The 23,187-nt window shown below is 73.1% G+C and carries 21 protein-coding genes; 7 read left to right on the forward strand and 14 right to left on the reverse strand.

The window, feature by feature from the left end:
• Positions 1–85: 85 nt before the first annotated feature.
• The gene (locus tag ACZ7KF_RS04010; protein ID WP_471069190.1) at positions 86–1,582 is read left to right on the forward strand and encodes a class I adenylate-forming enzyme family protein; all 1,497 of its coding nucleotides are present in this window, start codon (positions 86–88) and stop codon (positions 1,580–1,582) included.
• On the opposite strand, the gene ACZ7KF_RS04015 is transcribed toward ACZ7KF_RS04010, so the two are convergent.
• The 4 genes from ACZ7KF_RS04015 to ACZ7KF_RS04030 all read right to left on the reverse strand — a co-directional run bounded on the left by ACZ7KF_RS04015 (position 1,575) and on the right by ACZ7KF_RS04030 (position 4,694).
• A complete protein-coding gene (locus ACZ7KF_RS04015; protein WP_471069192.1) occupies positions 1,575–3,182 on the reverse strand; it encodes a caspase family protein in 1,608 nt (535 codons plus the stop codon). The genes ACZ7KF_RS04010 and ACZ7KF_RS04015 overlap by 8 nt on opposite strands.
• On the reverse strand, positions 3,179–3,532 hold the full coding sequence (locus ACZ7KF_RS04020; RefSeq protein ID WP_471069194.1) for an effector-associated constant component EACC1: 354 nt from the start codon (positions 3,530–3,532) through the stop codon (positions 3,179–3,181). The genes ACZ7KF_RS04015 and ACZ7KF_RS04020 overlap by 4 nt, the downstream gene beginning before the upstream one ends.
• An 85-nt stretch (positions 3,533–3,617) precedes the next feature.
• Positions 3,618–4,130 (reverse strand): EF-hand domain-containing protein, encoded by a 513-nt coding sequence (locus ACZ7KF_RS04025; protein WP_471069196.1) that lies wholly within the window; start codon positions 4,128–4,130, stop codon positions 3,618–3,620.
• Positions 4,131–4,319: 189 nt separating this feature from the next.
• The gene (locus ACZ7KF_RS04030; RefSeq protein WP_471069198.1) at positions 4,320–4,694 is read right to left on the reverse strand and encodes an STAS domain-containing protein; all 375 of its coding nucleotides are present in this window, start codon (positions 4,692–4,694) and stop codon (positions 4,320–4,322) included.
• 341 nt (positions 4,695–5,035) lie between these two features.
• Between ACZ7KF_RS04030 and ACZ7KF_RS04035 the strand changes: the two genes are divergently transcribed.
• Together ACZ7KF_RS04035 and ACZ7KF_RS04040 are read left to right on the forward strand one after the other, a co-directional pair.
• Complete coding sequence (locus ACZ7KF_RS04035; RefSeq protein WP_471069576.1) at positions 5,036–5,611, forward strand: RNA polymerase sigma factor; 576 nt, start codon at positions 5,036–5,038, stop codon at positions 5,609–5,611.
• Complete coding sequence (locus ACZ7KF_RS04040) at positions 5,608–7,056, forward strand: zf-HC2 domain-containing protein (RefSeq protein ID WP_471069200.1); 1,449 nt, start codon at positions 5,608–5,610, stop codon at positions 7,054–7,056. Before ACZ7KF_RS04035 ends, ACZ7KF_RS04040 begins: the two co-directional genes overlap by 4 nt.
• Positions 7,057–7,125: 69 nt before the next feature.
• On the opposite strand, the gene purU is transcribed toward ACZ7KF_RS04040, so the two are convergent.
• Together purU and ACZ7KF_RS04050 are read right to left on the reverse strand one after the other, a co-directional pair.
• On the reverse strand, positions 7,126–8,010 hold the full coding sequence (gene purU, locus ACZ7KF_RS04045) for a formyltetrahydrofolate deformylase (RefSeq protein ID WP_471069202.1): 885 nt from the start codon (positions 8,008–8,010) through the stop codon (positions 7,126–7,128).
• Between the two features lie 46 nt (positions 8,011–8,056).
• Entirely contained in the window at positions 8,057–8,557 is a 501-nt protein-coding gene (locus ACZ7KF_RS04050) for an SCO4402 family protein (protein ID WP_225824492.1), read from the reverse strand.
• Positions 8,558–8,674: 117 nt separating this feature from the next.
• Here ACZ7KF_RS04050 and ACZ7KF_RS04055 point away from each other — a divergent pair, with 117 nt between their 5' ends.
• Positions 8,675–10,000 (forward strand): ABC transporter substrate-binding protein, encoded by a 1,326-nt coding sequence (locus ACZ7KF_RS04055; RefSeq protein ID WP_471069204.1) that lies wholly within the window; start codon positions 8,675–8,677, stop codon positions 9,998–10,000.
• A 97-nt stretch (positions 10,001–10,097) separates the two neighbouring features.
• Here the strand turns inward: ACZ7KF_RS04055 and ACZ7KF_RS04060 are convergent, their stop codons facing one another.
• Positions 10,098–11,807 (reverse strand): hypothetical protein, encoded by a 1,710-nt coding sequence (locus tag ACZ7KF_RS04060; protein ID WP_471069206.1) that lies wholly within the window; start codon positions 11,805–11,807, stop codon positions 10,098–10,100.
• A gap of 201 nt (positions 11,808–12,008) precedes the next feature.
• Positions 12,009–13,394 (reverse strand): transcriptional regulator, encoded by a 1,386-nt coding sequence (locus ACZ7KF_RS04065; protein ID WP_471069208.1) that lies wholly within the window; start codon positions 13,392–13,394, stop codon positions 12,009–12,011.
• A 267-nt stretch (positions 13,395–13,661) separates the two neighbouring features.
• Here ACZ7KF_RS04065 and ACZ7KF_RS04070 point away from each other — a divergent pair, with 267 nt between their 5' ends.
• Positions 13,662–14,327 (forward strand): bifunctional DNA primase/polymerase, encoded by a 666-nt coding sequence (locus ACZ7KF_RS04070; protein ID WP_471069210.1) that lies wholly within the window; start codon positions 13,662–13,664, stop codon positions 14,325–14,327.
• A gap of 22 nt (positions 14,328–14,349) precedes the next feature.
• Here the strand turns inward: ACZ7KF_RS04070 and ACZ7KF_RS04075 are convergent, their stop codons facing one another.
• On the reverse strand, positions 14,350–15,255 hold the full coding sequence (locus tag ACZ7KF_RS04075; protein ID WP_471069212.1) for an alpha/beta fold hydrolase: 906 nt from the start codon (positions 15,253–15,255) through the stop codon (positions 14,350–14,352).
• Between the two features lie 273 nt (positions 15,256–15,528).
• On the reverse strand, positions 15,529–16,221 hold the full coding sequence (locus ACZ7KF_RS04080) for a metal-dependent transcriptional regulator (RefSeq protein ID WP_225824498.1): 693 nt from the start codon (positions 16,219–16,221) through the stop codon (positions 15,529–15,531).
• 319 nt (positions 16,222–16,540) lie between these two features.
• On the opposite strand from ACZ7KF_RS04080, the gene ACZ7KF_RS04085 reads away from it, so the two are divergent.
• Positions 16,541–17,296 carry an SIS domain-containing protein gene (locus tag ACZ7KF_RS04085; RefSeq protein ID WP_471069214.1) on the forward strand — a complete coding sequence of 252 codons (756 nt, stop codon included), beginning with the start codon at positions 16,541–16,543 and terminating at the stop codon, positions 17,294–17,296.
• Positions 17,297–17,423: 127 nt separating this feature from the next.
• Here ACZ7KF_RS04085 and ACZ7KF_RS04090 read toward each other — a convergent pair whose 3' ends face one another.
• The 3 genes from ACZ7KF_RS04090 to pdxH all read right to left on the reverse strand — a co-directional run bounded on the left by ACZ7KF_RS04090 (position 17,424) and on the right by pdxH (position 20,429).
• The gene (locus ACZ7KF_RS04090) at positions 17,424–18,839 is read right to left on the reverse strand and encodes a PAS domain-containing protein (protein ID WP_471069216.1); all 1,416 of its coding nucleotides are present in this window, start codon (positions 18,837–18,839) and stop codon (positions 17,424–17,426) included.
• Positions 18,840–18,956: 117 nt separating this feature from the next.
• Positions 18,957–19,415, reverse strand: a complete 459-nt coding sequence (locus ACZ7KF_RS04095) for a GNAT family N-acetyltransferase (RefSeq protein ID WP_471069218.1) — start codon at positions 19,413–19,415, stop codon at positions 18,957–18,959.
• A 327-nt stretch (positions 19,416–19,742) separates the two neighbouring features.
• Complete coding sequence (pdxH, locus tag ACZ7KF_RS04100) at positions 19,743–20,429, reverse strand: pyridoxamine 5'-phosphate oxidase (protein ID WP_471069221.1); 687 nt, start codon at positions 20,427–20,429, stop codon at positions 19,743–19,745.
• A 189-nt stretch (positions 20,430–20,618) separates the two neighbouring features.
• Here pdxH and ACZ7KF_RS04105 point away from each other — a divergent pair, with 189 nt between their 5' ends.
• Positions 20,619–21,719, forward strand: coding sequence for a citrate synthase 2 (locus ACZ7KF_RS04105; RefSeq protein WP_471069223.1), 1,101 nt, complete (start codon positions 20,619–20,621; stop codon positions 21,717–21,719).
• 127 nt (positions 21,720–21,846) lie between these two features.
• Here ACZ7KF_RS04105 and ACZ7KF_RS04110 read toward each other — a convergent pair whose 3' ends face one another.
• Positions 21,847–22,872 carry an isopenicillin N synthase family dioxygenase gene (locus tag ACZ7KF_RS04110; RefSeq protein ID WP_471069225.1) on the reverse strand — a complete coding sequence of 342 codons (1,026 nt, stop codon included), beginning with the start codon at positions 22,870–22,872 and terminating at the stop codon, positions 21,847–21,849.
• Between the last annotated feature and the right edge of the window lie 315 nt (positions 22,873–23,187).

The raw sequence follows: 23,187 nt of genomic DNA on the forward strand, positions 1-23,187 counted from the left end.
ACGGTGCTCGACTGGGCCCTGCTTATCTGATGGCCCGTCAGATAGCATGTCACCTGACGAGTCGTCAGCCAAGCAGGGGGCATCCGTGAACGAGACCCCGCACGCTCTGAGTTCCGCCCGCACACTGTGGGAGCTGGTCGCCCGCCGCGCCGCCGCCACCCCCGACCGTCCCGTCCTCCTCCAGGCCGGCCGCAGGCTGACCTTCGGCGAACTGCGCACGCGCGCCGAGCGGGTCGCGGCAGGCCTGTACGACATGGGTGTGCGTCCCGGCACGGTGGTCGCCTGGCAGCTGCCCACCCGCATCGAGACCGCCCTGCTGTCCTTCGCCCTGGCCCGCCTGGGCGCCGTGCAGTCCCCGGTCATCCCCTTCTACCGGGACCGGGAGGTCGGCTTCGCGCTGCGCGAGGCCAAGGCGGAGTTCTTCGCCGTACCGGGCGTCTGGCGCGGCCACGACCACACGGAGATGGCCCGCCGGCTGGGCGCCAAGGGGATCTTCGAGGCGTACGACGCCCTCCCCGACGGCGACCCCTCCGTCCTGCCCCCGCCACCCGCCGAGGGCACCTCGGTGCGCTGGATCTACTGGACCTCGGGCACCACGTCCGACCCCAAGGGCGTGCTGCACACCGACCGTTCCCTGCTGGCGGGCGGCTCCTGCCTGGCGCACGCGCTGCGGCTGTCGGCGGACGACGTCGGTTCGATGGCCTTCCCGTACGCCCACATAGCGGGCCCCGACTACACGGTGATGCTCCTCCTCTACGGCTTCCCGGCGGTGATGTTCGAGCACTTCGCGCTGCCGGAGGCGCTGGCGGAGTACCGGCGGCACGGGGTGACGGTGGCCGGCGGCTCCACCGCCTTCTACTCGATGTTCCTGGCCGAGCAGCGCAGGCGGCCGGAGGAGAAGGTGATCCCGACCCTGCGCCTGCTCGCCGGCGGCGGCGCCCCCAAGCCGCCCGGGCTGTACCACGACGTGGTCCGCGAGATGGGCGTCCAGCTCACCCACGGCTACGGCATGACCGAGGTCCCGATGATCACCATGGGCGACCCTGAGGACACCCCGCGGAACCTGGCCACGACCGAGGGGCGGCCCCCGGAGGGCATGGAGGTCCGGATCGTCGACGGCGAGGTACGGCTGCGGGGCGAGGCCGTCTGCCAGGGCTATCTGGACCCCGCCCAGACGGCGGCGGCCTTCGACGCCGACGGCTTCCTGCGCACCGGGGATCTGGGCCGGGTGACCGGCTCCGGCCATCTGGTCCTCACCGGCCGCCTGAAGGACGTGATCATCCGCAAGGGCGAGAACATCTCCGCCAAGGAGATCGAGGATCTGCTGGCCGCCCACCCCTCGGTGGCCGACGCGGCGGTGATCGGCCTGCCGGACGCGGAGCGGGGCGAGCTGGTGTGCGCGGTGGTGGAGCAGCCGCCGGGGGCGGCCGTCCTGACCCTGCCGGAGATCGTCTCCTTCCTCCGCGCGGCAGGGCTGTCCGTGCACAAGCTGCCGGAGCGGCTGGAGGTGCTGGACGCCCTGCCGCGCAACGAGACACTGCGGAAGGTGCTGAAGTACAAGCTGCGGGAGCGGTTCAGGTGAGGGTCGACACCTCGAAGGCGACGGTGCCGTTGGGGGAGTCGGACTTGTCGGTGATCAGCGCCTTGACCACCCGCCCCTTGTCGGTGACCACACACATGGTCGCGCCCTCGAGGACACCGGCCTGGGTGTCGTCCCACCCCATGGTGACGTTCTCCAGTCCACCGGCGTACGCCTCGTGCTGACAGGACTCCTTCGTCACGGGCTTCCCCTTGGCGATGACGCCCGCGTGGCTCCCTCTCATGGTGACCAGTGACCCGGGAGTGCAGGAGGACAGCACCATGTCCACCGTGTCCGGCCGGTCGGCGACCTCGGGGGCGTCCTTGTCGAGGCGCTGCGCGAACGGGTAGGCGTCGAAGTCGATCCAGGTGACGTCGTCACAGGCCCACATGAATTTCAACGGCAGCGGCTCACCGGGATGCGGGCGCCCGGCCCCGGCGGCGGAGGCGTCCGCGGACGGTGACCCCGAAGGGCTGGGTGCCGGGGCCCCGCCCTGTTCGCCGCCCGCCGTCCCGGTCGGCGCGGTGGACGGCGCACGACCGGTCCGGCCCTTCGAGGAAGCCGTCGGCCGCGCGCCCGTGTCCGTGCCCGCGGCGTCCGTCCGGCTGCCGTGCCCGAGCCAGAACCCCGCGCCGACGCCTCCGGCGACGAGGAGGGCCGCCGCCGCCAGCATCGCCAGCGGCCTTCTCCGGCCGTCCCTGCCCGCGAGAGGCGCCGGCGCGGCGGGAGGCACGTGCGCCGTGGCGGGGGGCACCGCGGGCGGCACGAGCACCGGGGCGGGCGGCGGGGTGGGGTGTGGCCGGAAGCCGGGCAGCGCGGGCGGCCTCACCCCCTCCAGGGCGGCGTTGCGGACCAGGGCCAGCCCGCTGACGGTGTCCCCGCCCGTCTTGCGGGGGTTCTGCTCCAGGTGCCGCATGGACGCCAGGACCTGGCGGTACACCGCGTCCAGATCGAGGAGCTCGGGCGCCCCCGGGACCCCGGCGCGCAGCACCCTGATCAGATGACCGGTGAAGGCGGTGAAGCCCTGCCCGTCGGAGTCGAGGGAGACCTGGTTGGCCCGGCAGGAGGTGAGGACACAGGTGCCCTCGATCTCGGCCTCCTCGTCGGTCGCGACGGCCGGCGCCTCCGGTCGTTCGAGGAGTGCCGCGCCCGACATCGGGTTGGCCGCGCCGCTGTGGCAGCAGTCGAGGACCAGGATGCGGTTCTGCGCCGGGGAGTTCTTGACGCACTCCTCCAGCACCTTGTACCTGAGCCCGCTGAAGGCGATCTCGGTGGCGCCGGAACGGGACGCGTACGTCGTCAGGTACAGCTCGCCCTTGTCGTCGCGCTCGGCGTGGCCGGCGTAGTAGATCAGCAGCGTGTCCGTGGCCTCGGCGACGGCCCGCAGGATGGCTTCGTAGACCTGGTCCCCGGAGGCCGGGTTGGGGAGCACCTCGCAGTGCTCGCGCTGGAAGCCGCCCAGCACGGGGTCGCACAGGGCCTCGGCGAGGTGCACCAGGTTGTGCGGGACGTTCTTCAGCGGGGTGAAGCCGGAGGCCGGCCGGTAACTGCTGGTGCCGATGAGCAGCACCCGGGACTCGGCGGGCCTGGGCAGACGCCTCATCGGTCGGTCCGTGTCCCCTCGTGCTCTCCGCCGAGGGCACGCACCGCGTCCCTGAGCGACGCCTCGTCCGTGCCCGTGAGGGTGATCTTCGTGCCGTCCCGTTCGATGACGACCGTGCCGGGACGGCTGCGCGTCCGGCGCCAGGCGACGTACTGGCCGATCACCTGGCTCAGGGTGAGGCCCGTCTGGACCGCGAAGTAGAGGAAGTCGGCGTCGGCGCCCATCTGACCCGGGCGCGGCGGGGCGGACCTGAGCTGTGGCCGGGCCTCGCGCCGGATGTCGGGGTCTTCGAGCAACCAGGCGTGGAGAGAGCGCAGTTCGTCACCGGCACGTTCGCCGTCCATGCTCATCCGGAAGTCCATGCCGCCCCCGAGGCGTGATCAGGTGAGTAGGCGAGGCGGACATCATAGGGCCGGGCGCGGCGGTGCGTGGCCCCTATTCCGGCACCGTGAAGTACCGGGCGAACGCCGGGACGATCTCCGCCTCGGCGACCAGGCCGTCGCCGTCGGGGTCGAGGGCGGTCGCGGCGGCCAGGGCGATGTCCTCCGGCACGTGGAACACCCGCAGCACGCGCGCGGTGTCGGTGACGTCGAGCCTGCCGTCGGCGTCCGTGTCGGCCACCGCGAGGGCCGCGTGCAGGAAGGGGCGGGCGATCTCGGCGAAGCGCTCGGGGTTGTCGCGCAGCCGCTTCACCGCGCCGGAGACGAACTCCTCGCGGGTGATGCGCTGGTCGCCGTCCCGGTCCGCGATGCCGGCCATGCCCTGCCAGAACGCCTCCGCACCGGCGTACAGCGCCTGCCCCTTGTCGGAGCGTGCGGTCACGGCGAACTCGGTGAGCAGTGCCTTGGCCGCCGCGAGGAAGTCCTCGCGGTCGATCCAGCCGTTGCCGTCCTGGTCGAAGAGGGCGAACCGGGCGGCGATCCTGCGTTCGTACTCGGTGCTGACCATGTCTGTTCGGGCCGCCTTACGTGAGGGTGTCGCGTGAGGGTCGTCGTGAGGTCCTGCCCGTCCGGGGGCCGACCTGGCTGGGAGCGTACGACGCGGGTGGCCGCCGGGCGGCGAAAACCGACGATTGTGCCAAGACCGGGGGAATTCTGCGACAACAGTGTGGCTGTGCCGCACGGTCGGGACGGCCGCTCAGGCGGAGAGCGGTCCCGCCTCGTCCGTGGTCGCGGAGTCGAGGTCCGGACGGACGTCGAAGAGCCGGCGGACGCCGAGCGCGCCGAGGACGCGGTTGACGTGCGAGCCGTCGTCGGCGCCCTGGTCCGGCAGGATCAGCCGCAGCCGGCCCTGACAGGAACGGATCAGCCGGCGGGCGGCGATGAGGACGCCGACCCCGCTGGAGTCGCAGAAGAACACGTCGGAGAGGTCGACGACCAGGCTGTGGTGCCCCTCGGCGACGACGTCGTGCACCCGCTGGCGCAGCACCGGCGAGGTCATCAGGTCCAGTTCCCCGGACACCCGGAGCACGGCCCATTCGCCCTGCTCGACGCCGGTCACGTTGAATGCCACGGCCCTGCCCCTCCGCTCGCCGGATCTCCCGGAACCGCCCGGAAACGGAAGCAGTTCCTACGTTTCTCTTCGCGCGGCTGCCCAGCGGCCGTTCCCTGAAACGTGACGCGGCAAACGACAACTGATCGACAAGGGGCTTGTTTCGGTCACTATCGATCCGGTTCGATCAGGGACGCACGTGATTTGTGTGAAGTTTATGTGAAGAGGGCACTATCACCTGCGGCCCTTCCAGGGGCGCACATTGACACAAAGGGGCGTGCACTGTCGGACGTGCCGACTACATTCGAGGAGGCATGACCGACAGGCTGGACGCGCCGGACCGGGTGAGGGGAGGGGACCGCATGGCCAGGAAGGGCGCACCGCCCCGCTGGGACCGCAAGATGCAGCAGCGGCTCGCCCGCGGTGAGGCGGCCGCCCTCGGCGAGCTGTACGACCGGTTCGCCTCCCTCGTGCACAGCCTCGCCCACCGCGTCCTCGGCGACGAGGAGGCCGCCGACGCCGTCACCCGCGAGGTCTTCGCCCACGTCTGGGAACACCCCGAGTCCTACGACCCCAGGCAGGGCCCGCTGCGCTCCTGGGTCGCCGCGGTCACCCACCGGGTCGCCGTGCGACGGCTGCGCGACCGGGAGGAGCGGGAGCAGCCGCGGCGCGAGGAACTGGAGAGCACGGTCCGCCGCGCCTCGGTCGCCGCGCGCGCCGACTACATCGTCCATTCCATGCCCGCCCCGCTGCGCGCGGCCCTGGACCTGGCCTACTTCCAGCGCCGTGACTACCGCCAGACCGCTGCCGACCTCGGCGTCACCGAGGACGAGGCCCGCCGCCGGCTCCGCCTCGGCCTCCAGCTGCTGGCCACCGCCCACGACACCGGCACCGGCACCGGCACCGGCACCTCGCCGGGATACCGGGGTGCGGTGTGAGCGGGGCGGGCCGGTTCGAGGCACCCGACGAGCGGAACGACCGCGCCGGCCACGGCGGAGAAGCGAGCCGGGGCCACGAGGGCAGGGCGTCCGGGGAACGGCCGCACGCGGGCACCGGCTCCGGCGAGCGGGGCGGGCGAAGGCCCGGGGACGACGGCACGGCTGGAGGATCCGGCGGTGCCGGGGGAACCGGCGACGGTGCGTGGGGAGCCGCGCGCGGTGGGCCGGATCCGGTGCCGCGCATACCCACGCCCCGCGCCTCCGTGGAGGACAGCGGGCTTCCGCTGCCCGACCTCGCCGACCTGGGGGACCTCGCACCCGTGCCGCTCGACCTGTCGCACGACGTCCTGAAGTCGCTGCTCGGCGCCTGGGCGCTGGCCGCCTGCTCGGCCGCGGAGACGGCCGCCGTGGAGGAGCACCTGGGCGACTGCGGTGCCTGCGCCGACGAGGCCCGCCGACTGCGCGAGGCGGTCGGTCTGCTGCACCAGCCGGAGAGCCTGGACCTGGATCCGAGGCTGCGCACCCGGGTGCTGGAGGGCTGCCTGAACCGTCGGCCGCCGCGCATCCCGGTGCCCGGCTGGGCGGCGCCGTACGACGCCGAGACCGCGCGGCTGGACGCGCTGCTCCAGGACTTCGAGGACGCGGAGTGGCATGCGCCGGTGCGGCTGCGGTGGTTCGAGTCCGACACCCCGACGAGCCGCCGTACGACCGTCGCCGGGGTGATCGCGCACCTGCTGTCGGTGGACGGCATGATCGCCGCGGCGCTCGGTCTGGAGGACCCGCTCGCCGAGGCCGCGCGAGGGGGTGCCGCGGGCCCGGCCGGCCGCACGGAGGCGTTCTGGCGGGCCTCGCACTTCCCGCCCACCCGCTCGGTGCGCGGGCCCTGGCGGGAGCAGAGCCACAGCCTGGTGCGGACGGTGTCCTTCACCGGCGGCCACGCGGGCGGACTCCCCGTGTCCTACGGCGAGTTCACGCTGCCGCTGCACGACGCCATGCTGGACCGCGCCTTCGAGTGCTGGGTGCACGCCGAGGACATCGCGGACGCGGTGGACTACCCCTACGGCCCGCCCGCGCCACGGCACTTGCACAAGATGATCGACCTCGCGGTGCGCCTGCTCCCGACGGCACTCGCCGAACGCCGCCGCGCGGGCCTGTCCGGACCGGCCCGCCGGACCCCGCACCTGGTGCCGGCCGGTGCGCCCGGCCGCAGCCTGCGCCTGGAGATCGAGGGCGCGGCGGGCGGCGAGTGGCTGATTCCGCTGGACTCGCCGGCGGCCGTGGGCTCCGCGGACTTCGAGGTGGCCCATGTCGCCCTGGACGGCGTGGAGTTCTGCCGACTGGCCGCGGGGCATGTGCCGCCGGAGGAGGCCGCCGCGGGACAGGTCGGCGACCGTGACGCGATCAGGGACGTGCTGTTCGCCGTGGCGGGGCTCAGCAGGATGTGAGCGCACGGCGCCGCGCCGGAGCGGGGCTCCGCGCGGGGCGGCGGGCCAGGAAGCCCGGAGGGCCGGGGGTCAGGCGAACACGACCGTGCGGCGCCCGTTCAGCAGGATCCTGCGCTCCGCGTGCCACTTCACCGCCCGGGCCAGCGCCTGGCACTCCACGTCACGGCCGATGGCCACCAGCTGGTCCGGCGTGACGTCGTGTCCGACCCGCTCGACCTCCTGCTCGATGATCGGGCCCTCGTCCAGGTCCGCGGTGACGTAGTGCGCCGTCGCCCCGATCAGCTTCACGCCCCGCGCATGCGCCTGGTGGTACGGCTTCGCACCCTTGAAGCTCGGCAGGAACGAGTGGTGGATGTTGATGATCCGGCCGCTGAGCTGCTTGCACAGCTCGTCCGAGAGGACCTGCATGTAACGGGCGAGGACGACCAGTTCGACCTTCTCCTCGCGGACGATCTCCAGCACCTTCGCCTCGGCCTCGGACTTGGTGTCCTTCGTGACCGGGATGTGATGGAAGGGGATGTTGTAGGAGCCCACCAGCTCCTCGAAGTCGGTGTGGTTCGACACAACGCCCACGATCTCCACCGGCAGCGCGCCGATCCGTGCCCGGAACAGCAGGTCGTTCAGGCAGTGCCCGAACTTGCTGACCATCAGCAGGATGCGCGTCTTCTGGTCGGCCCGGTTGATCTGCCAGTCCATGTGGAAGGAGTCGCCGATCGCGGCGAAGCTCGCCCGGAGCTTGTCCACCGTCACCGGCGCCTCGGCCGAGAAGTGGACGCGCATGAAGAACAGGCCCGTGTCGTGGTCGCCGAACTGCTGGCTGTCCTCGATGTTGCAACCGGTCATGAACAGATAGCTGGACACCGCGTGCACGATGCCCTTCTTGTCCGGGCAGGAGAGCGTGAGGACGTACTGGTCGGCCGGTGCTGCGGCGGAAGAGGCGGACTGCTCAGTCATGCACTACAGGGTCCCACACCGGCCTCCTCCCGGGGACCGGCGTCCGCTACGCGGACCGCGTCAGGATCCGCAGCACTTCCAGGCTCTTCGGCGGGGTGTCCGGCTCCTCCCCGTCGCTCGCGGACATCCGCACGTGCGCGTCCCGCGCCGCCCGGACCGCGTCCGGCCAGCCCGCGTGGTCCAGGTAGGCGGCGACCGGCGCGTCCGGTCCGACCTGGTGCATGATCCGCAGCACCCGCAGCACGGCGGTGTCGACGAGCGCCGCCTCCTGCGAGTCCCGGAATATGGTGCCGACGTACTTCTCGGCCGACCAGTTGTCCAGCCAGGTGTCCTCGACCAGCCGGTACACGGCGTCCGTCACATCGCCGTAGCCGTCCACGCCGGCCAGCCAGACGTCCCGCTGGAACACGGGGTCGGAGAGCATGTGGAGCGCCGAGCGCACATGCGTGCGCCAGCGCCACCACGGCATGTCGTTGAGAGGCATGCCGCCCATGGTGGAGGAGCGACGGCCGCGACGGGAAGTGTTCTCCGAACCTTGCACGGTCATCGATCGTACGTTCCCCGCCTCGCGGGCCTCACCGGCCCCCGTAATTCACCTGGACGTCACCCTTCGTTGACCGAGGGTCACTCCCAGGTTAGCGGTGTGAGGGAATCGTGCGTGTGCATGACCGGCAGGCGACGCACGCGCACCACCTCCCTTCCCGCACCCTCCCGCCCCGTCGGAGCCACTGCCCTCGCGGCATGCGCGGTGGCTCTCTGCGCGTCGCTCACCGCCGCATGCGGGGTCATCCCCGGTGCCACGGGGGGCTCCGGGGATGACCCGGTCAAGGTGATGACCTGGGCGCCGCAGGACACCGACGCGACCAACAAGCCCGGCATGCCGGCGATGGCCCTCGCCTACGCGAAGTGGATCAACTCCCAGGGCGGCATCAACGGCCGCAAGCTTCAAGTGCTGACCTGCAACGACCACAACGACGGGGTCGGCGCCGCGAAGTGCGCCCGGCGCGCGGCGGCCGAGAACGTGGTCGCGGTGGTGGGCTCCTACAGCCAGTTCGGCGATTCCTACCTCGCCCCGCTGGAAGGCGCCGGCATCCCCTACATAGGCGGCTACGGCGTCACCAACGACGAGTTCACCGGCGCCATGTCCTACCCGGTCAACGGCGGCCAGCCCGCCCTCCTGGCCGGCCTCGGCAAGGCCCTGGCCGCCGGCTGCGGCAACGTCTCCCTGGTCCGCCCCGACAGCATCGCCGGCGACCAGCTGCCCGCGCTGCTCGACTCGGGCCTGAAGGCGGGCGGGCACGCGGACGCCGACGACCGGCTCGCCGCCGAGGACGCCACCGAGTACGGCACCCAGGCCGCGCAGGCGCTGCGCGAGGCGACCGAGGACGTGACCCGGAAGGGCTGTGTGGTGCCCGCGCTCGGGGACCGCACGGACACCTTCATGGACTCCTTCCGGCGGGCCCGCCAGGACTTCCCGGCCGTGCGCACGGCGACCGTGCTCGGCAGCGTCGACCAGACCGTGATCAACGCCACGGGCGGGGCGAGCAGCCCGTACGAGGGGGCGTTCATCACCAGCTGGTACCCGGTCTCCTCCGACCACCGCTGGGACGCGATGAAGAACGTGATCAACAAGGAGGCCTTCGGCGACAACCGCATCGATCCCGCGGACGCCGGAGTCCAGACCACGTGGATCGCCTACACCGTGCTCAAGGCCGTCCTGGACAGGATCGGCGACGGCGAGGTGAGCGCCGACAGCGTGCGGCGCACCCTCAACGACGGCCTGCGGGTCTCCACCGGCGGACTCACCCCGACCCTGCACTGGCCCTACGAGGGCAAGCTCGCCGCGGTCGGCTTCCCCCGGCTGGTCAACGCCGCCGTCACGCTCCAGGTGGTCGAGGGCGGCAGGCTGGTCGCGGCCCGCAAGGGCATCGGCGGCGCGGACAGGACCGCCGACATGACCTCCGTCCTGGTCCACGCCGACGTGCCGTGACGGGACCCGGGTCCGTGACGGGCCCCGGTGGCGGGGCCCGCGGGGGCCGGGCCCGCCGTCACAGCGGGGTGGGGCGGCCCGGTGCCGGGGCCGGCCGTCACAGCTGGGTGGGCTGGCGCTGGGTCAGGCCGTACTTCTTCGCGATCGCGTTCCACAGCGCCGCCGCCTTCGCCTTCTGCACGCTGGCGGTGCCGCTCTCCCGGTTGCCGGCCTGACTCTCGCCCGTGGTGCGGGCGTGCCCCTTGCGGCAGACCTTGTGGTCCTTGGCCTGGCCGGCCCAGGCCGCGTAGTGGTTGTCGGCCGCGGCGGACGCCTGCCAGGCCTTGGTCAGCGCGGCCGTCAGCTCGCCGTTGCCCGGCAGCTTGTCCACGGTCAGCTTGCCGAGCCGGGTGACCAGCCCGCTGCGCTGCCCGGCCGCGTCCCGCAGGTCGGCCGCGGCCTGGTCGAGGTTGTCGCACTGCCTGACGTTGCCCACCGCCTGGATCACCGAGGCCCGGCTGCTGCCGCTGTCCGCGAGCAGCTTGTCCAGCTCGACCGCCTGCTGCCGGGCGGGGTCGACGGTGGGCGAGGCGGACTCCTGGGTGGTGGGGGACGCGGCGGCGACCGTCTGGCCGTCACTGCCCTTGTCCTCGCCGCCCCCGCTGCTGAGCAGCGCGCCGGCGCCGACGCCGACCACGATGAGGCCGATGCCGACGGCGGCGATCAGCGGCACCCGCGACCGGCCGCCGCGCCGCCCGCCGTGGTCGTCCGGCCCGTCGTCGTACGACGGCTGCGCCGGGCTGTACGAGGACTGCGCGGGGCTGTACGAGGACTGCGCCGGGCCGGGGTAGGAGTCCGGCTGCTGGACGCGCGGAAGCTGCTGGGTGGACCCGGCCGGGGCGTCCTCGGCCGGCGTACCGCCGCGGAAGAGGTTGTCGAACTCGGCGGGCGGCTGCCGGTCCCCGCCCTGCCCCTGGCCCTGGCCCTGGCCGGTGTAGGGCGGGATGTACTGCGTGGCCTCCGCGTCGGAGTGCGCGGGCGCCGCCTGCCGGGGCACCTGGCCGAGGTACCGGGTCTCCTCGCCGCCCGACTCCGGCGGCAGCGCACCGGACGCCACCGGCGGGATGTACTGGGTGGCCGCCTCGTGCCCCGGGGCCGCGGGGACCGGCGGGAGGTACTGGGTGGCGCCGTCGGCGGGCGCGGCCTGCACGGGCGGCAGGTACTGGGTGGCGCCCTCGTCCGCAGGGGCGGCGGGCACCGGGGGTATGTACTGGGTCGCGCCGTCCGCCGCCGGGGGCAGCGGGGCGCCCGCGGCCGGGTACGCGTCCGGCAGCGGGGCGGCGGGACCGGCGGGACCGGCGGGCTGCGCCGGGTACTGCTGCTGCGGCTGGGGCTGCTGCTGGTACGGGTCCGGCGCGCCGTACGCGGGCTGCTGCACCGCGTCGTAGCCACCGGGGCCGCCGTACTGCGCGCTCCGGCCGTCGTGGCCCGCCGGCGTGCCGCCGCCGTAGCCGGGTGCCTGGCCGCCGTACGACGGGGCCTGGGCGCCCTCCGGGGGCAGCGGGCCGGGGCCCGCCGGGGCCTGCCGGCCGGGGGCGTCGGGCGTGCCCCACTGCGGGGCCGCCGCCGGGGGCCACCCCTGGTCCTGCTGGGGCGCCTGCTGCCCGGGGCCCCAGGAACCGTCCCAGGCCTGTCCGCCCGCCGGGGTGGCGGGCGCGGGCGCCGCGGTCATGCCCGGCAGCAGGGGCTCGCCTCCGTCGGAGGGCAGCACGATGCCTTCGCGCGCGGGCCGCGCCGAGGGCTCATCGCCCTGTCCACTCTGCGTCACCGGGACTCCTACCAATGGGGGACCTTGTGAATCGTCGGCTCACGCTACCGGGTCCCCCGAGCCACGTGCTACGCAGCTCAGGACGCAACCTCCCTCCCTGTGACGGCGGTAACAGCACCTCCCGTCGCTCCGCTGATCACGGCACCCGGCGCACACCCGGGTGCCGTTCGCCGCTCGTTCACGCGTTCACGAGGGCGGTGTTCACGCGGCCGGATGGAGATCGAGGCGCGCCCCGAACTCCCTCACCACCGCCTCGTCCCGGAACGGCTCCAGGCGCTGCTGGAGATCTTCGAGGTACTCGGCGCCCCGGTTGGAGCGGAGCGTCTCCAGCAGCTCCACCGCCTTCATGCCGGTGTGGCAGGCCAGTTCGATCTCGCGCTGCTGCACCTGGGCCGTGGCGAGCAGCACATAGCCGATGGCGCGGCGGCGGGCCCGGGACTCGGGGTGACCGGCCAGCGACTGCTCGGCGTACCGCGCCGCCTGCTCGGGCTGCCCGAGGTCGCGGTGGCAGTGGGCCAACTCGTCGGCCAGGTAGGCCTCGTCGAAGTGCGCGATCCACACCGGGTCGTCCCCGCCGGCACCGTCCGCCCGTTCCATCGCCTCCACCGACCGCCCGCCGGCCGCCTGCGCCGCGCGTACGTCCCCGAGCAGGGCGTGCCCGCGCGCTTCCGCGGCGTGGAACATCGCCTCCACCCGGGGGGTCACCTGCCCGCGCGCGCCCTCCTGCGCGGCCCGCGCCAACTGGGCGATCTCGCGCGGGTTCCCGAGCTGCGCGGCGAGATGGCTCATGGAGGCGGCGAGGACGTAACCGCCGTACCCGCGGTCCCCGGCGGCCTGCGCGAGCCGCAGCGACTGGATGTAGTACCGCTGGGCGAGGCCCGGTTGGCCGGTGTCGACGGCCATGTACCCGGCCAGCTCGGTCAACCGGGCGACGGCGGAGAAGAGTTCCCGGCCGACCGCCTCCCGGTAGGAGCCGGCGAGCAGCCCGGAGACGACGCTGTTGAGGTAGTGCACGACGACCGGGCGCACATGCCCGCTGCCGTACTGGTGGTCGAGGTCCGTCAGCGCCTGGGTCATGGACCGTACGGCGGCCACGTCGGCCTGGCCCACCCGCGGGCCCGCCTGCCGGGCCACCTGGGCGTCCGGCGCCGAGATCAGCCAGTCGCGGCTGGGCTCGACCAGCGCGGAGGCGGCGACGGAGGAGCCGGACAGGAAGTCCCGGCGCCCCACGTCGCTGCGCCACAGCTCGCAGACCTGCTCGATGGCCCCCAGTACCGTCGGCGAGAACTGGAGACCGACCCCCGAGGCGAGGTTCTTGCCGTTGGCCATGCCGATCTCGTCGATCGTGACCGTACGACCGAGCTTGCGCCCGAGCGCCTCCGCGATGATCGCGGGTGCCCGGCCCCGCGGCTGCTGACCGCGCAGCCAGCGGGCCACGGACGTCTTGTCGTAGCGCAGATCGAGCCCGTGCTCGGCGCCGCACATGTTCACCCGCCGGGCCAGCCCGGCGTTGGAGCACCCCGCTTCCTGGATGAGTGCCTGCAGCCGTTCGTTCGGCTGCCTCGCCACGAGAGGCCTTGCGGCCATGTGCTACCCCCTGCGTTGCGATCCCCTGGAGCGTGAAGTTCCGGCCGGGAAGATCACTGCCCAGCTGACATACCGTCAATGCACGACATGTGCGGTTTGCCGGGGTACAGACGCATGCCACCCCCACTCCTGGCTACCCATCCCCCGCCCCGGTTCCTCCCGCGCGCCCCTCGCTGTGCCCCCATGCGCCCCGACTGCGGAATCGATGCTCCTCCCCCGCGCGCGCTACAGCCGTAACTCCAGGTGAGTGCGGGAGTTGAGAGGAGCGTGGAAGAGACGATCGCGGGCGCCCGAGACACGAAGATTGCCGGTCACATTCCGCAGCAGCGCGGGGAATCGCTGCTGGAGACGGCCGTACGGTATGCCGAGGAACGGCACTGGGACGTGTTCCCGGGCACCTGGCTGGAAGCCGTCGCCGGGATGCAGCGCTGCTCGTGCGGGGACGCCTCCTGCCCTGCGCCGGGTGCGCACCCCGCGCGCCCCGACTGGGTGAGCCTGGCGACGGGCAGCGCGACCGTCGCGCGCCGCATGTGGCAGAAGCAGCCGACGTCGTCGATCCTGCTGCCGACGGGCCGGACGTTCGACGCGCTGTCCGTCCCGGAGAGCGCGGGGTTCCTCGCTCTGGCCCGTATGGAGCGGATGGAGCTGACGCTCGGTCCGGTCACGCTGACCCCCGACCGGCGGATGCAGTTCTTCGTGCTGCCGGGGGCGTCCGCGAAGGTGCCGGAGCTGGTGCGCAAGCTCGGGTGGTCGCTGTCGTCGCTGAATCTGGTGGCGCTGGGCGAGGGCGCGTACGTGGCGGCGCCCCCCACGCGCTTCGGGTCGCGTGGAGCCGTGCAGTGGGCCTGCCGGCCCACGCCGGCGAACCGGTGGCTGCCGGACGCGGAGGAGCTGATCTCGCCGCTCGCCTATGCGTGCGGACGGGATCGGTAGCCGGTCCGCCCGGGACCGGCGCTCAGTCCCCGCGCAGCGAGTCGAGGAACGGCGAGACGGCGGCCCGCCAGGCCACCGGCACGGCGTAGTGCGCGAGATGGCCCGCCTCGGGGACTTCCGCGTAGACGCCGTGGGGCAGCACCCGCACCATCTCCTGTGCCTCGGCGCGCCCCAGCTCACCGTCCACGCCACGCACCACCAGCGTCGGGCACCGCACCTGGGCCAGTTCCTCCCAGTGGGCGTCGTAGACCCAGGTCTCGCGGGAGCTGAGCATCTGCTCGGGGTCGAAGACGGGCCGCCAGCCGTCCGCCGCCTCGTGCATCACCTCGGCGTAGAACGCCCCGCGTGCCGGATCGGGCCGCTCCACCCAGGGGTCGTCCTCGCCGAACCACTTGCGGACGTCGTCCAGGCCGGCGAAGGGCACGGGCCAGGCGCGGAACCACTCGGCCCACGCGCGCTGCGAGGCCGCGCCGAGCGCCGAGGCCCGCATGTCGCAGATGATCAGGCCGCGCACCAGGTCGGGACGCTTGGCGGCGAGCTGCCAGGCGGTCAGCGCCCCCATGGCGTGACCGATGAGGAGAGCGGGAGCGAGGCCGAGCTGTTCCAGGGCCGCCTCGGCGTCGTCGACATAGGCCTCGCGGGTGTACGCGGCCTTCGGGGGCTTGTCGCTCCGGCCGTGGCCGCGCTGGTCGAGCGCCACGGCACGGTGGCGCCCGGCGAGCCAGCGGGCGGTGGCCGCCCAGTGCGAGGCGCGGCCCATCAGGCCATGCAGTAACAGCACCCCCGGAGCGCCGGGTTCCCCTTCCGCTTCGACATCGGGCCGGACTTCCGGAAGACCCGACTCCGCCTCCGTTTCCGGAGGGTCGGTGAACTCCCAGGCGGCCAGGCGCACCCCGCCCGCCCCCATCACATCGACACGCCGCGCCATCGGCCTGGCACCCCCCAGTTCCGCCTGCCTCGTCGTCCAGCCGCTTCAGGTTATCGAATACCTATTCGAAAATTCCGGTTCCGCGGACAACACCCCTCATTCGAGTGACACCTCTCAAGGAATGATCGCCGCAGCCAAGGGGATCTTTCTGGCGGGAGGCGGACCGCTCGGGGAAAAACGGTCCGAAGGGGACGACCCTGAGAGCTCGGGGCTCCGGGTCAGCACAGGGGAGGACAGGCCCCGGCGCCACACGGCGCCGGGGCCCTCTCCGTCTCAGCGCTTGGCGACGAACACATGGGAGGCGACGTCCGCCTCCAGCTCGGCCGCCTCACCGCCGCTGCCCACCAGCACTCCGCCCGGCGACTCCGTCACGCTCACCACCGAACCGGGCTGCACACCCGCCCGCCGCAGCGTGTACATCAGCTGCGCGTCCGTCTGGATGGGCTCGCCGATCCGGCGGACGACGACCGTCTTGCCGTCCGTCCCCGGGTCCAGGTCGGCCAGCGAGACCATGCCCTCGTCCAGGAACGGGTCCGCCCCGTCCTTCTCGCCCAGCTCCTCCAGGCCCGGGATGGGGTTGCCGTACGGCGACTCGGTGGGATGCCGCAGCAGCTCCAGCACGCGCCGCTCCACGGCCTCGCTCATCACGTGCTCCCAGCGGCACGCCTCCGCGTGCACCTGCTCCCACTCCAGGCCGATCACGTCCACGAGCAGGCATTCGGCCAGACGGTGCTTGCGCATCACGCGCGTCGCCAGCCGGCGCCCCTCGTCCGTCAGCTCCAGATGCCGGTCGCTGGCCACGGACACCAGACCGTCGCGCTCCATCCGCGCCACCGTCTGGCTGACCGTCGGCCCGCTCTGGTCCAGCCGCTCCGCGATGCGGGCGCGCATGGGGACGACGCCTTCCTCTTCCAGTTCGAGGATGGTGCGGAGATACATCTCCGTGGTGTCGATCAGTCCGGACATACGTGCCCCTCGATTACCTCTGCCGGCAGCCCGGCGGCGTGCGCTGGCCCTGACTCAATTCTGCCGGATCCCACTGACAAGCGGGGGCCTCCGGGCAAACGGGCACCCCGGGCGCCCGCGACCGGTACGGCAGCAGGCGGCGGGCCGGGCACGGATCACCGGCGGCCGACGCCCCCCACGCGGCCGAGCCGCAGGCCGGCCCGGCTCCGCGCCCCCGAGCCCGCACCCGTGCCGCCCCGCGCCCCGCCCGCCGTATTGACACCGCACTGGTCCAGACCGCACGGTGATCCGCGACACAGACGCTGCGAAGGGGCACCGCATGAGCGACGGCACGCCTGCCGACCTGTTCTTCGACGCCGCCATCGGCCTGCTGCAACGGGTCCGCGACGAGGAGGCCGCGGCGATCACCGCGGCCGGCACCCTGCTCGCCGACACCGTCGCGGCCGGCGGCCGCCTGTTCGCCTTCGGCGCCGGGCACTCCTCGCTGGCCGCCCAGGACGTCGTCTACCGCGCGGGCGGTCTGGCCCTGATGAACCTGCTCGCCGTCCCCGGCGTCGTCGGCGTCGACGTCACCCCCGCCACCCTCGGCTCCGCCCTCGAACGCGTCGACGGTCTCGCGAGCGCCGTCCTGGACACCTCCCCGGTCCGCGCCGGCGACGCCCTCGTGATCATCTCCCTCTCCGGCCGCAACGCCCTGCCCGTCGAGATGGCCCTCGGCGCCCGCGCCCGCGGGGTGAAGGTCATCGGCGTGACCTCGGTGGCCTACGCCACCGAGACGAAGTCCCGGCACGCCTCCGGGACCTTCCTCAAGGACCACTGCGACATCGTCCTCGACTCCAAGATCGCCGTCGGTGACGCCGAACTCACCCTCGACACCATCCCGGCGCCCTTCGCCCCCGCCTCCACCGTGGTCACCACCGCCCTGCTCCAGGCCGTCATGGCGACCACCGCCGCGGACCTCGCCGACCGCGGCATCGAACCCCCGCTGCTGCGCTCCGGCAACGTCGACGGCGGACACGAGTGGAACGGCCGGGTGATGACGGAGTACGGCGACCGGATCTTCTACCGCCACTGACGGCACCCGACGACGCCTGACGGCACCTGGCGACAAGTGACGGCACCTGGCGGCACCCACCGACGCCACCGGTGACCCGCCGGCCGGCCCCCGCAGCACGGCCGGCGGCGACCGCTGGACCGCCGGCCTAGCGGACCTGTTCGTCCGCCTCGCCGCGGACCGTCCCCGCCAGGTCCAGGGACACCGCGATCCGTACCGCCACGTCCTCCGCGTAGGCCGTGTCGGACCGCTCGAAACGGCTGCGGCCGGCATCGCGCAGAAAGGTCACCACACCCAGCGTCCGCCCCCGGCTGCGCAGGACCGCGCACAGCGCGTGCACCGCGTCGCCGGGCCACTGCCGTTCCAGCGCCCACTCCCGTGCCCGCTCCGCCGGCACCGACCCGGCGTCCGCGCGCACCGTCCCGGCCCGCTCCACGCACTGCAGCGCCGGGTGCCCCTCCCCGTAGCGCAGGGGCAGCCCGGCCGCACCCGTGAGCACGCTCGGTCCCGGCGCCCCGGCGGGCGTGGCGGCCAGCCGCACCAGCCGGACCGGATCCTGCGCCCCGTCGGCGCGCGGGCCGCCCGACACCCGGTCGACGAGCGCGTGGTCGGCGAAACCGGCGAGCGCGAAGTCCAGGTGGACGACGGCCGCCTCCGCCGGGTCCTCGCACTCCGCGGCGGCCCGCGCCGCACGGTGCAGCTGGTTCGTCCGGAACCGCAGCAGGGACGCCTCCTGCTCGCCCTGCTTGGCCTCCGTGACGTCCACGAACAGCCAGCCCACGCCGAGCGGCACCGGCTCCTCCGCGAGCGGCGAGGCCAGCCGCAGGAACCCGCTGCGCCAGCAGCGCCGCTTCTCACCCTCCGCGGTGCGCAGGGCCACCCACATCTCGGCGGGGGCGGGCGGCGCACCCTCGGCCAGCACATGCGTCAGCGCGGCCTCCAGTTCCTCCACGCCCTGCGCGAGCAGCTCACCCAGCGGCCGGCCCAGTACGGAGGTGCGCCCCACACCCAGCGCCCGCGCCGCGTGCGCGTTCACGACGGCGGGCCGCAGATCGGCGTCCACGACCACGACGCCCCAGGCCGCGTCCTCGAACAGCGCCTCGCTCAACGCGATCGACCGCTCCAGATCGATCTGCGCGTGCACCTCGCTGAACGCGCAGTACACCCCCGCGGGCTTGCCGTCCGGTCCGCGCACGGCGGCGGACTGCGTCCGTACGAGCACCCGCCCGCCGTCCTTGGTGACCAGCGCGAACTCGTGCACCTGCCGGCCCGGCGCGTGCATCGCCGACATCAGCCGGGCGTGCACCTCCTCGGCGTCGGCGCGGCGCACCGCCCACCCGGCGAACCCGTGCCGGCCGACGGCCTCGGCGGCCGTCCACCCGAGGATCCGCTCGGCCTCCCGGTTCCAGTGGGTCACCACCCCGTCGGCGTCGAGGGCGCACAGCGCCGCGTCCATGCCGTCGAGCAGCGCGGCGAGCAGATCGGAACCGCCGGGATCGCCGGACTCACCGGGCTCGTCCGGCCCCAGCTCGTCCGTGGTCCCACTCCGCCGCGAAGCACTCACCTGGACCCCCTGGAGGCTGCGTCTGCGCACGTACGTACGGCGCGCGGTTCGCTCACTGGTCCTCATTCAACTGGAACGTGACGCACCCCACATACTGTTCCCGCAAGATTGCGGGGATCAATGCCCGCTGCCGTCCGGCGGGAGCCGCAGGTCCACCCATTCGTCGCGCTCCCCGTCCAGGACATACCGGTCGACCTCGGCGAATCCCCGGCGCCCGGCGAACCGCAGCCCGTCCTCGTTCGCCGCGAGCACACACGTCTCGATAACCCGCGCGCCCAGCACGCGCGCGTGGGCCAGCGCGTCGTCGTAGACCGCGGTCCCGAACCCCCGCCCCCGGAACTCGGGCAGCACGCGCGCGATGACGGTCGCCGTCCGCTCCTCCCCCACCGGCGGCCGCACGGTGGAGCACCCGACGAGCACCTCTCCCGCGTAGGCGTTCGCCAGCCGGTACCGCCCCTGCCGCACCCGGGCGTCCGTGGAGGACATGGCGGCGGGCGGCACGACCACGTTGTGCACATGCCGCCACTGTTCGAGCATGTCGTCGCCCTCGACGGCGGTGATCCGCAGTTCTGTCATGTGCCGGACGGTAGCTCAGGGTGTGCGGGGAGGCGCCGGAAAAGAGGTGCCGAAAAAAACAGTTGAGCACCTCCCGGAGGCTTCCTAGGGTGTGGGTTACACGAGAAGGGAGGTGGTTCGGCAGATGTATGGAAACCGGACGCGTGAGGTGGCTGCGGGCTAGCGGCCCGTCACCACACCGAGTGCGGTGCCGGACCAGTGCGCGATTCTGGCGTGCGGCCGGCCCCATCCCAAGCAGTCACCCGACCCGCGGGCTGCCGGTACGTCCGGCCGGCTCCTCTCCGAGGAACCCAGCCCGCGGGTCGTCTGCGTTCCCGGACGACGCCGTCACGGGCTGAGGCGTTCGACCCTCCAGGTGCCGTTCGGCCGGGCGGTGTAGCGCAGACGGTCGTGGAGGCGGTTGACGCGGCCCTGCCAGAACTCGATCGTCTCGGGGGCGACGCGGAAGCCGCCCCAGTGCGGCGGGACCGGGACCTGTTCGTCCTCGGGATAGCGGGCCTCGAGTTCCGCGTAGGCCGTGTCGAGTTCGGTACGGGAGGCGACCACCGTGGACTGGGCGCTGGCCCAGGCTCCCAGCTGGGAACCGTGCGGGCGGGTGCGGAAGTAGGCGGCGGTCTCGTCACGGCCGGTGCGCCGGGCGGTGCCGGTGACGATGACCTGGCGGGCCAGCGGGTGCCAGGGGAAGAGCAGCGAGACGTGCGGGTTCTCCCCGAGGTCGCGGGCCTTGCGGGAGCCGTAGTTGGTGTAGAAGACGAAGCCGTCGGTGTCGTACTGCTTCATCAGGACCGTGCGGGAGGTGGGGCGGCCCGTCGCGTCCGCCGTGGAGACGATCATCGCGTTGGGTTCGTAGAGCGTGCCGTGCAGTGCCGCCCGGGCGGCATCCTCGAACCAGCGGGCGAACTGGTCCATGGGATGCGTGGCGAGGTTCTTTTCGGCGAGGCCCTCGGCGCGGTACTGCTTGCGCATGGCGGCGGGATCGAGGACGGGATCCGGGAGCGGGTCGCGGTCGGTCACCCGGTCATCTTGCCGTATCGAACGGGTATGGCACTCAGTGTCGCGAGGTCTCCCCAACCGTGGCACCGGGGGTTATCGTGCTGCTCCCTCTACGGTCGGGTTCCACGGTCGGATCGACCACGGGTGACCACCGGCGGATCGGGGCATCACCGGGATGACCGCCGCCCACACATCACGAGGAGCCGCCTGATGTCCGACTTCGTACCCGGGCTCGAAGGAGTCGTCGCGTTCGAGACGGAGATCGCCGAACCGGACAAGGAGGGCGGTGCCCTGCGCTACCGGGGCGTCGACATCGAGGACCTGGTCGGTCATGTCTCGTTCGGGAACGTGTGGGGGCTGCTGGTCGACGGCGCCTTCAACCCGGGTCTGCCGCCCGCCGAACCGTTCCCCATCCCGGTGCACTCGGGTGACATCCGGGTGGACGTGCAGTCGGCGCTCGCCATGCTCGCTCCCGTGTGGGGGCTGCGTCCGCTGCTCGACATCGACGAGCGGCAGGCACGGGACGATCTGGCGCGGGCCGCCGTCATGGCGCTGTCGTACGTCGCCCAGTCCGCGCGCGGGCAGGGGCTGCCGATGGTGCCGCAACAGGAGATCGACAAGGCGAACTCCGTGGTGGAGCGGTTCATGATCCGGTGGCGCGGTGAACCGGACCCCCGGCATGTGGCGGCCGTGGACGCCTACTGGACCTCGGCCGCCGAGCACGGCATGAACGCGTCTACCTTCACGGCTCGGGTCATCGCCTCCACCGGCGCGGACGTCGCCGCCGCGCTGTCCGGGGCGGTGGGTGCGATGTCCGGGCCGCTGCACGGCGGTGCGCCGTCGCGGGTGCTCGGGATGATCGAGGAGATCGAGCGCACGGGGGACGCCGGGGCCTACGTCCGGGGGGCGCTGGACCGGGGTGAGCGGCTGATGGGCTTCGGGCACCGGGTGTACCGGGCCGAGGACCCGCGGGCGCGGGTGCTGCGGCGAACGGCGCGGGAGCTGGGGGCGCCGCGGTTCGAGGTGGCCGAGGCGCTGGAGAAGGCCGCGCTGGAGGAGCTGCACAACCGTCGGCCGGATCGGGTGCTCGCCACGAACGTGGAGTTCTGGGCGGCGATCATGCTGGACTTCGCCGAGGTGCCGGCGCACATGTTCACCTCGATGTTCACGTGCGCCAGGACCGCCGGCTGGTCGGCGCACATTCTGGAGCAGAAGCGGACGGGACGCCTCGTACGGCCGTCCGCCCGGTACGTGGGGCCCGGTGCCCGGCGGCCCGAGGACATCGAGGGGTACGCGGACATCGCCCGCTGAGCGAACGGGGTGTGCGGACATCGCCCGCCGAAGGGGCGGGTGAGGAGCGCGGGCGACCGCGGGCCGGTCGTGGCCGGGCCCGTGCTCTCCCGCGCTCCTGGGAGACGGCCCCCGCGGGACCTGTCTCTCATGCCGGCGTCAGCAACTCCGCATGGTGCCGCTCCGCCACCAGCGGGTGGGCCCTCAGCTTGCCCTTGAGCTCGTTGTAGCCGTACTCGGCGAACAGGGGGTTCGACGGGTCGGTGGTGATGCCCGGCGCGTGGGAGGCGTGCGGGAACGGCAGGGGCTCCACGCGGGCGTCCAGGCGCGGGTTGTAGAAGAACGGGACGGAGAAGCGTTCGGTGGCGCCGGGCGGGCTGACCACCCGGTGGTTCGTGGCCAGCAGGTAGCCGTTGGTCGCGACCTCCAGCAGTTCGCCGAGGTTGACGACGAAGGCGCCCTCGATGGGCGGTACGTCGTGGAAGCGGCCGTCCTCGCGCTGGACCTGGAGGCCGCCGACCGTGTCCTGCAGGAGCAGGGTCAGGAAGCCGTAGTCCTTGTGGGCGCCGACGCCCTGGTCGGTGCCGTCGGCCGCGCTGCCCGGGTAGCGGACGAGTTTGAGGTGCGGGTGGGCCCGGGCACCGAAGATCGGGTCGTAGAAGTCGGCCGGGGCTCCGATGGCGGTCAGCAGTTCGTGCAGAAGGCGCTGGGCGACCGCGCTGAGCTTGTCGATCCAGGCCAGGGCGGCCGTGCGCAGCTCGGGCAGGGCGGCCGGCCACTGGTTGGGGCCTTGGAGCCACCAGTAGGGGGGTTCGCCGGGGGCGGGGACGCGGGCGGGGCGTTCGGCGCCGATGTCGAGCTGGTCGCGCCAGTCGCGGGCGCCGCCGGTGCGCTCGTCGCCGGTGCGGGTGTAGCCGCGGAAGTGCGGGGAGCCGACGTTGTCCAGGGCGAGCCGGTCGGCCTCGGGGAGGGCGAAGAAGGCGCGCATGGCGGTGAGGAGGGCGTCGGTCTCGGCAGGGGTCACGCCGTGTCCGACGAGTTGGAAGAAGCCGACGTCGTGGGCGGCGCCGTGCAACCGGGTGTGGAACCGGGCCCGGGCCTCGGGGCCGGCGTCGGCTGCCGACAGGTCGATGATCGGGAGCTGCTCGTACGGCGTCGCTGTGTGCGTGGTCATGGTGCGTCCGCGGGGTGTACGGGGCACGGGTGGCCGCCGAGGGGTGGGAGCGGCCCCCGGGTGCCGGAAAAGGGAAGAAGCAGAGAAGGGGGCTGGGTCAGGCGGAGAGGCGCCGACAGCCCATGCTCGTGACGCGCACGTAGTCCACGTGGCGGCGTCGGACGAGCATCGGAAGCATGGGCCAAGGGTAACGCGCCCGCGCAAGGGCTCCCGTGACGGCTTCGTCACAGAACCTGCCCCCCCCGGGGGCCCGCGTCGCGACGGCTCCGCGCCGGGTTCGTCGGACCGCTTCGTCGGACCGGTTCGTCGGACCGG

The sequence above is a fragment of the Streptomyces sp. NPDC038200 genome, assembly GCF_055600785.1.

What these genes read in the sequence shown, in the direction of transcription:
- ACZ7KF_RS04015 (WP_471069192.1), bottom strand. Translation starts at nt 3,182, where the DNA reads ATGAGGCGTCTGCCCAGGCCCGCCGAGTCCCGGGTGCTGCTCATCGGC.
- ACZ7KF_RS04020 (WP_471069194.1), bottom strand. Translation starts at nt 3,532, where the DNA reads ATGAGCATGGACGGCGAACGTGCCGGTGACGAACTGCGCTCTCTCCAC.
- ACZ7KF_RS04025 (WP_471069196.1), bottom strand. Translation starts at nt 4,130, where the DNA reads ATGGTCAGCACCGAGTACGAACGCAGGATCGCCGCCCGGTTCGCCCTC.
- ACZ7KF_RS04035 (WP_471069576.1), top strand. Translation starts at nt 5,036, where the DNA reads ATGGCCAGGAAGGGCGCACCGCCCCGCTGGGACCGCAAGATGCAGCAG.
- purU (WP_471069202.1), bottom strand. Translation starts at nt 8,010, where the DNA reads ATGACTGAGCAGTCCGCCTCTTCCGCCGCAGCACCGGCCGACCAGTAC.
- ACZ7KF_RS04050 (WP_225824492.1), bottom strand. Translation starts at nt 8,557, where the DNA reads ATGACCGTGCAAGGTTCGGAGAACACTTCCCGTCGCGGCCGTCGCTCC.
- ACZ7KF_RS04055 (WP_471069204.1), top strand. Translation starts at nt 8,675, where the DNA reads ATGACCGGCAGGCGACGCACGCGCACCACCTCCCTTCCCGCACCCTCC.
- ACZ7KF_RS04065 (WP_471069208.1), bottom strand. Translation starts at nt 13,394, where the DNA reads ATGGCCGCAAGGCCTCTCGTGGCGAGGCAGCCGAACGAACGGCTGCAG.
- ACZ7KF_RS04075 (WP_471069212.1), bottom strand. Translation starts at nt 15,255, where the DNA reads ATGGCGCGGCGTGTCGATGTGATGGGGGCGGGCGGGGTGCGCCTGGCC.
- ACZ7KF_RS04080 (WP_225824498.1), bottom strand. Translation starts at nt 16,221, where the DNA reads ATGTCCGGACTGATCGACACCACGGAGATGTATCTCCGCACCATCCTC.
- ACZ7KF_RS04085 (WP_471069214.1), top strand. Translation starts at nt 16,541, where the DNA reads ATGAGCGACGGCACGCCTGCCGACCTGTTCTTCGACGCCGCCATCGGC.
- ACZ7KF_RS04095 (WP_471069218.1), bottom strand. Translation starts at nt 19,415, where the DNA reads ATGACAGAACTGCGGATCACCGCCGTCGAGGGCGACGACATGCTCGAA.
- ACZ7KF_RS04105 (WP_471069223.1), top strand. Translation starts at nt 20,619, where the DNA reads ATGTCCGACTTCGTACCCGGGCTCGAAGGAGTCGTCGCGTTCGAGACG.
- ACZ7KF_RS04110 (WP_471069225.1), bottom strand. Translation starts at nt 22,872, where the DNA reads ATGACCACGCACACAGCGACGCCGTACGAGCAGCTCCCGATCATCGAC.